The organism is Burkholderia sp. LS-044, from assembly GCF_004803625.1.
GTDB lineage: Bacteria > Pseudomonadota > Gammaproteobacteria > Burkholderiales > Burkholderiaceae > Burkholderia > Burkholderia cepacia.
The window spans coordinates 1-7,251 of record NZ_SSWO01000040.1 but is presented as its reverse complement, the minus strand read 5'-3'; the positions used below and the strand labels follow the sequence as shown (position 1 = coordinate 7,251).

Below are 7,251 nucleotides of genomic sequence, written 5' to 3'. Positions count from 1 at the left end.
TCTATCAGTTCCAGCCCTTCAACCTCGTTGCCTTCCATGGTGTACACGTGTCCACTTAAAAATCTGGTGGACACGATCCTCGCGGTCACGAAGCGACTGGACAAGATGACTTCACCGGGGGCTTACACAGAGCCAAAGCTAGTGCGTGAATGGCAAATGCCTTAGCGTGCTGGCTGCAGGACGGTGCCAATTCGTACTTCAGACCGGCCGCGCGTCAGCTCCTGAGCCGGACCGTGCCAGCGACAGGTCAGCGGCCAACAGCGAGAGTCCCGCTACGTCGGCCGAGGTGCAGCATTCGATGAAAAAGCGACATTGACGACAAGTGCTTGACCGGCAGCGACGGGTCGTTCAGCGTCGTTCGCGTCGCCCCAGAAACGCCTTTCGCTGTCGCGTGCCGATCTTGTCGTCGGGAACTGCACGCGACGGCAGGATAGGGAACCTCATCGCTACGGCACGATTGCCGGTTCAAACTCAGGTTCGGAACAACGCGTGAATGCCACTGGTGGCATCGTGGGAGAGTTGATGACACCGTTCTTCGCGGCAGCACGCTCCATAACGACTTCATTTCGCTTTCCGAAAATCTATCATTTCGTGACTATTTTCAGATTCCGAGTCGGCGTCATTCAGCGAATTGACATTTTTACTTCGTAAGCGATGACGAGTTTGTTTTAGTCTACGTCTATCGTCACCGACCTCACAAATACTTGCGGCGAGGACCGAAAGCCGGCTTCGTTTCCTCCAAGATGTTCAAATTCAACTCCTCGATTGAGTTTGCCTTGTAGGAAATCTTGTTAGAGTCGTCCGCTCCATGCCACAGATAATCAACTGCTCGGCGTCGCGGGTCGCGGTGAGGTTGGCGTTGCGGGTACCGACCAACTTACCGCGATAAACTGATCTGCGCGGCATCCTTCGATGCGGATCTCTGGCGAATGCGCACTCGGCGCTCCCAACGCCACTGGCATAGAGGCTGGTAGCGACGGTGGCGTGGCGGGTGGACGGCCCAGCAGCCGCTTGGGAAGTCGACCTTCCGCCTGATCGATCCAGCGCGACAGTAGATTCGCGTTGAAGCAGTGTTTCAGCGCGACCGCCGCAACCGATACGCCGATTTCCCTGGCAGGCCGCAACCATCGGCGCCTTGAACTCGCTGTAGCGTTGCCGACGACCCCGATCCGAGAGTGCCTCCGATTCGACGTTTACGTGTCCGTTTTTTCGTTTAGTGGACACGATATTCCCAAGTGCATCACTCAGATTCAAGGCGGGTTGGGTGGCCGCTTACCCACGACTGCATGATCGTCAGGTACTTCGCGCCTCAAGGCCCGTCGGCGAAGTCTTGCAGCGCCTGCCATGCCGCTTCCTCGCTGGCAGCCGCGTAGATCGGGCGCAACGCTGCGGCGCGCACCTTACGGTCCTCCTTGTAGATGGCGTATTCGAGGCTGTTGTGGACTAGGCGCACGATGCAGGTGTGAACGGTGGTCCGCGGATAGATCTCGCTGATGACCTCTGTGAGCTCAGCGTCGACCACGGCGATCAGGATGTCCTGGTAGCCGTCGGTTTGCTCGATCCAGTGGCCCAGCACATTACGCTGGCCGTTGGCCTGAATGCCCATGGCCAGACAGACAGCCTTGTTGTTAGGGGCACCCGCCCTACCAACCGAGTGGAATCTAGGGCATAGCGCTATGAAGCGCGCGAAGAAATTTCACATACAACACCAAACCAGCTCCACGCAACAATGGTGAAAACAAGAAAATTCTCAACGAATTTTATCGTTTCAGTGGTTAGAATTTTCTCGCAGCGCCTTTTCTTTATATGATGTTTATGCGCTAAGGTGCATCGCTCGAAAAATGAGATTTGTCTTGCGTCTCGGCGGTGGGAGCGGTGGCATCGTCGGGGCTTGGTATGGTTGTATCGGCTATTTGCTCGAATGCTTAAATTTTTTGAAAAAATTATCTTAAAAAAACAAAAGAAAAGTCTCTTAAATCTCATAGGATAAGTTGGTGATGTTGGGTATGAAGTGGTAGGAGGGAATCTGGGCGTAACCCCGTGGCGCGTTGGCGCGATGTTTTTGCAACATTTATTACAATGGCCTAAAAATGATTAGCTATCCAAGTGTCGTTCGGGTTGCTATATTAGATGATCATCCTACCTCTTCGTTGGGAATGGCGACGTATTTGGTGAAAAAGGTGGGGTGCGAAATCATAGCAAGCGAGAGTAGTGTTGTTCGTTTTATGAGTTTTATTCAACCTGGAAGGCTTGATGTTGCGCTGATAGATCTTCTGTCTTTGGCGAGATCTGGCGGCGAAATTTGTGCCATAAAGCGACGCTGCCCGGGTCTTCGGGTTGTTGCCACTTCATCCAGTTCATTTGAATTGGCGAGGATTGCCAGCTTCAACGCAGGTGCCGACGAATTTTATGGAAAGAACGAAAGTGCAGATAGACTCGCTGAGGTGATATTAAGGGTAGCGAGATCAAGCCCGTCTGTCGACTTGATGGGAGGGGTAAAATTCAATGGCCTATCAAAATGCGAGATTGAGGTGCTCTTGGCGTGCTTGGAGGGCGCCTCAATTTCAGAAATCGCTCATAGAAAAAATCGAAGCATTAAAACGGTAAGTCGTCAGAAAAGATTGGCGTATCAAAAGCTCGGGATCGCGTCGGATTTCGATTTATTTAGGGATCGATGGCTATTTCGGTTGTCGCGTCTTTTTGAGGGGAATCTCGCAGCCTCCGACCACGCCGCGCTCAAATAGTGGTTGTCGCTCGGTAGGTTGAGTAGGTTGCGGCATCAACCTGATAATCTCAACGTTGATAATATCGACGGGCATGTGATTTACTGGTGTCGGTGGAAGTGCTTTCAGATTGGTCAGGCGGTACGCCGATCAACTGTAGCGAGCCGCTCGTGACCGACGCGAACACCGGGCCGGCCACCGTGCCGCCGTAGTAGCCCTTGCCGCGCGGCTCGTCGATCATCACCGCGACGATCAGGCGCGGGTTGCTCATCGGCGCCATCCCCGCGAACAGCGCGCGGTACTTTCCCTTCGCATAGGTCGCGCCGACCTGCTTGCGCGCGGTACCGGCTTGCGCGCGGTACCGGTCTTGCCGCCGATCCGGTAGCCGTCGACGCGCGCGCGGCGCCCCGTGCCGCCTTCGCCGACCGCCATCTCGAGCATCGAGCGGATCGACGCGGCCGTTTGCGGCGACGTCACGCGATGGCCGCGATGCGCGTCGATCGTCTGCTGGTCGGTGCCGTTCTTCAGCAGCGACACCGGGTGCAGCGTGCCGTCACCGGCATAGGCCGTATAGGTTTGCGCGATCTGCAGCAGCGACATCGACAGGCCGTAGCCGTATGCCATCGTCGCCTGCTCGATCGGCCGCCAGCGCTTGTAGCCGCGCAGCCGGCCCGACGCGACGCCCGGGAACGTCAGTTCCGGCGCGCGGCCGATCCCGTACTCCTGGTATTTGTTCCAGATCGTTTCGGCGGGCAGGTTCAGCGCCAGTTTCGCGAGCGCGACGTTGCTCGACTTCTGCAGCGCCTGCGATACCGTCAGCGAGCCGTGGTTGGACGTATCGTGGATCACCGCCGGGCCGATCTTGTAGGTGCCCGGCGACGCGTTGATGATCGTGTTCGGCGTGACCTTGCGCTCGTCGATCGACAGCGCGACGACGAGCGGCTTGATCGTCGAGCCCGGTTCGAACGTGTCGATCACCGCACGGTTGCGCAATTGCTGGCCGGTGAGGCGCGCGCGGTCGTTCGGGTCGAAGGTCGGGTAGTTAGCCAGCGCGAGGATCTCGCCGTTCTGCGCGTCGAGCACCACGACGCTGCCGGCCACCGCGTTGTTCTCGATCACGGCCGCCTTGAGCTGGCTGAAGGCGAGCTGCTGGATGCGGCGGTCGATCGTCAGTTCGATCGTCGCGCCGTGCTGCGCGGGGACGAGCGGGCGCGTGTCCGACACGATGCGGCCGAGCCGGTCGCGGATCACCTCGCGCTGCCCGGACGTGCCCACCAGGCGCGCATTCGCCGCGAGCTCCACGCCTTCCTGACCCTTGTCCTCGACGTTCGTGAAGCCGACCACGTGCGCGGCCGATTCGCCTTCCGGGTAGAAGCGCTTCGAATCGGCTATCTGCGTGATGCCGTCGATCGCGAGCTTGTCGAGCCGGCTCGCGGTGTCGGCGTCGACCTGCCGCTTGAGCAGCACGAACGTCTTGTCGTTGCCGAGACGCCGCTTCACCTCGACGAGCGGCAGGTCGAGCAGCTTCGCGATCTGCGGGTAATCGGTGTCGGCGACCTGTTTCGGGTTCGCCCAGATTTCATAGGTCGACAGGCTGACGGCGAGCATCGCGCCGCTGCGGTCGACGATGCCCCGCACATCGCGTGAGCTCGATCGTGCGCTGGTAGCGCTTCTGCGCCTTGCAACAAAGATGTCTCGGTTCACGATCTGAATCCAGAGGGCGCGCGATATTAGCGAGGTGAATAGGACCAGCACTACTGACATCACGATCCTTGGTCGCAGCATCGTGCCCTGATTTTTATTGGGCTGCCTCGTGAACATAGAATTGGTTGCCGTCTATTATTATAAGCCGTCTTTGTGCAAATAATGCGAATGGGGTTGCGGAACGGGGCTTTAACGTGAAGTCATCCTTCGCAGAGAGTCGAAATAAAAAACAAAGATTTTCCCGTCGCCCACTCTCTCGTAATTTCGATCATTTTGTGAGGTGATTCATCTGCGTTGATGTGGTTTGTTGTAAGTCGCACCTGGAATCGCGGAATCTGGTTTGGCTAAGATAATGCGGCCATGTCATTGATATTTATGAGATTCTCGTAGCGGCGTGTCTCAGCTTCAATGGGCGAGATATAGTCCAGCAGCTCTATCAACCGATGATGGTTATACTAGGCCACCCATTCCGGCGTTGCCAGTTCGAATCGGGTGCAGCCGGAGCGAGGTGGGCTTAATAAAGGATAGGCAGTGTAAAAAAATAGGAAAACCCATAAAAACAAGACCATTCTTGTGGCAATTTTTCGGGGGGGGGGGTAGGCTCCCTCGTATGAAAACTTATCTTACTTATCCTTTCTCTTTTTTTCGCTCGCTATTTTGTCGTTGTGGGGAAAAGTCGGTTCCTTCGCGGCTGCTGCTCGCGCTGCTTTCGCGCGTCGCGCTGGTGGTGGCTTCCGGTCATGCGCTGGCCGTTGGCACGGGCGAGGTAGTGCAGGGTGCCGCAACCATCCAAGGCGGAAATGGATCGCCTGTTACAACGATCAACCAAGCGAGTGATCGCGCGGTCATCAACTGGAACAACTTCGATATCAAGGCACGCGATTCCGTAACGTTCAATCAGCCGGGTGTGAACTCGGCCACGCTGAACCAAGTGCTTGGGCCGGACGCGACGCAGATCATGGGCGCGCTGAAGGCCAATGGACGCGTTTTTATCGTCAACCCCAATGGGGTGGTGTTTGGTCAGGGTGCGCAGGTTGACGTGGGTGGGGTGGTTGCGTCTTCGCTTGGCATCAATAGCGCCGACTTCATGGCGGGCAAGCTGAACTTTGCGGCGGGCGCGACACGGCCGGGGCTGGTGCAGGTCGAGGCTGGTGCAAGTATCACGGCGAAATCGTTTGTGGCGCTGCTGGGCAGCCAGGTATCGAATGCCGGAAACATTGCGGCGGGCATGGACCCGAATGCGGACAGTCGTGGAGTTTCGCTGGTGGCCGCAGATTCGGCCACGATCCAGATCGGTAACTGGAATGTGGCGGTCGACCAAGGGGCGATGAATGCACTGGTCGCGAACTCGGGCAGTGTGATGATTGGGGAGTCGCAGGCCGATGGTTCGATCCAGCTGAATGCGGCGGGGCGCAATGCGCTGATGGGGGCGCTGCTGAACACGGGCACGGTTTCGAACCAGAGCCGTGGAGTGGGCAGTGAGACCTCACTGGTATCGACGGGCAGTACGACGGTCGGCGGAGAGGTCACTGCGCTGGGCGGGAAGGTCGAGGTGCGCGGCAATGATATCGATATCGGCGGCAATATCACGATCGGGGATGCGAAGACGGATGCGCCGGTGTTTGTGGAGATTGGCGGCGCGCAGACTCAGCGGGTAACGCAGGAGACGTCGAGCACGGTGACGGCGACCAGCAGTGTGGATTCGCAGATCAACATCTCGGCGCAGAAGGTGCTGGCACTCTCGGGAATGCTGTGGGCGCCGGAGGGAGAGATTTCGCTTGCGTCGACGATCCTCGACACGGGGACGCTGCTGCCGATCGCGTTCAAGATCAGCCTGTCGGGTGTGGAGGCGGTGGCGCGGCTGCCGTTGAAGACGGCGGGTGGACTGGTCGTGTATCTGGGCAAGGACGGCAACTTCTACTCAGAGAACGGTCAACTTCTGGATCCGACGACGCATCTTTATGACGAGGTGGATGGTCACGACGCGGGGACGGTGTCGGAAGCGACGGAAAAGACGAGGTCGGCGGGGAGCTATTTTGATTCCTCCGGAGAGGAGGGACGTTTGCATTTTCTCGACTCTGCGAAAACAGAGATTGAGGTTCCGCTCGAGATTGGGGTCACCGGTGCTTGGGGCGAGATTTATACGGATTCGACGCGGAATCATTGGCTGGGCGGCTTCAAATTGATGATTGCACTTGACGGGCGCATCTATCTGCTGGAGACGGATGTGCGGGGTGCGCTTACTGGTGAGCGGTTTTTGGTGGGCGCGCTTGATCTGGACGCTCTCCGTATCCGTCTTGATGGGAATTGGCGCGCGCGCCTGCCGAAAGGTTCGGTTCTCGTTGTTAAGAATCCCCACTCCTCTTCCGACGAGATGGTGCACGGGAAGGTGTTGGACTCCACATATCTTGATGATGTGCTTCAAGGGGCCGAGGCAGTCCAGTATGTGGCCGTGGCGGGTCAACAATCGAGGGAGTTTCGATCGTGGTGGGAGAGGGACCACCTGTACTCCTATGCGACCCTTCGCAGTGTGGATTCTGATAGGGCTGAGTATCGGCAAATGGTGGCGACTGAACTGGCGAAGCCCGCTTATGATCCAACGCGGGGCAGGATGACTGAGGACGACAAGAAAAGCATAGCTGGGATCCAGGCGGCTCACGAGCGCATTTTGGATGAACTGCAGAAGGAAAGTCAGCAGAAGAAGGCGAGCGCAGCGCTGGATGCGGCGATTGCGGCAGAGCCGGACGCGAATCGGAAGGCGCTGATCGAGGAGAAGCGAGGTCGAGGAGACCTGCAGACCGAGAAGGCGGCCCAGGATTGGCTG

2 protein-coding genes and 2 pseudogenes are annotated in these 7,251 nt (G+C 57.7%); 2 read left to right on the top strand and 2 right to left on the bottom strand.

The genetic code is table 11. The features are described from left to right. Positions 1-1,312 precede the first annotated feature (1,312 nt). Positions 1,313-1,678: pseudogene (locus tag E9536_RS40950) on the bottom strand (transposase); the annotation flags it as partial. A 412-nt stretch (positions 1,679-2,090) separates the two neighbouring features. Here E9536_RS40950 and E9536_RS40945 point away from each other — a divergent pair. After that, the gene (locus E9536_RS40945) at positions 2,091-2,744 is read left to right on the top strand and encodes a response regulator transcription factor (RefSeq protein ID WP_136473315.1); all 654 of its coding nucleotides are present in this window, start codon (positions 2,091-2,093) and stop codon (positions 2,742-2,744) included. A 49-nt stretch (positions 2,745-2,793) separates the two neighbouring features. Here E9536_RS40945 and E9536_RS40940 read toward each other — a convergent pair. Beyond that, positions 2,794-4,508: pseudogene (locus E9536_RS40940) on the bottom strand (penicillin-binding protein 2); the annotation flags it as partial. 529 nt (positions 4,509-5,037) lie between these two features. Between E9536_RS40940 and E9536_RS40935 the strand changes: the two are divergent. Continuing rightward, the coding region (locus E9536_RS40935) for a filamentous hemagglutinin N-terminal domain-containing protein (RefSeq protein WP_136473313.1) at positions 5,038-7,251 on the top strand (2,214 nt) is incomplete at its 3' end.

Coding starts and splice junctions, on each gene's coding strand:
- E9536_RS40945 (WP_136473315.1), top strand. CDS start 2,091: ATGATTAGCTATCCAAGTGTCGTTCGGGTTGCTATATTAGATGATCAT.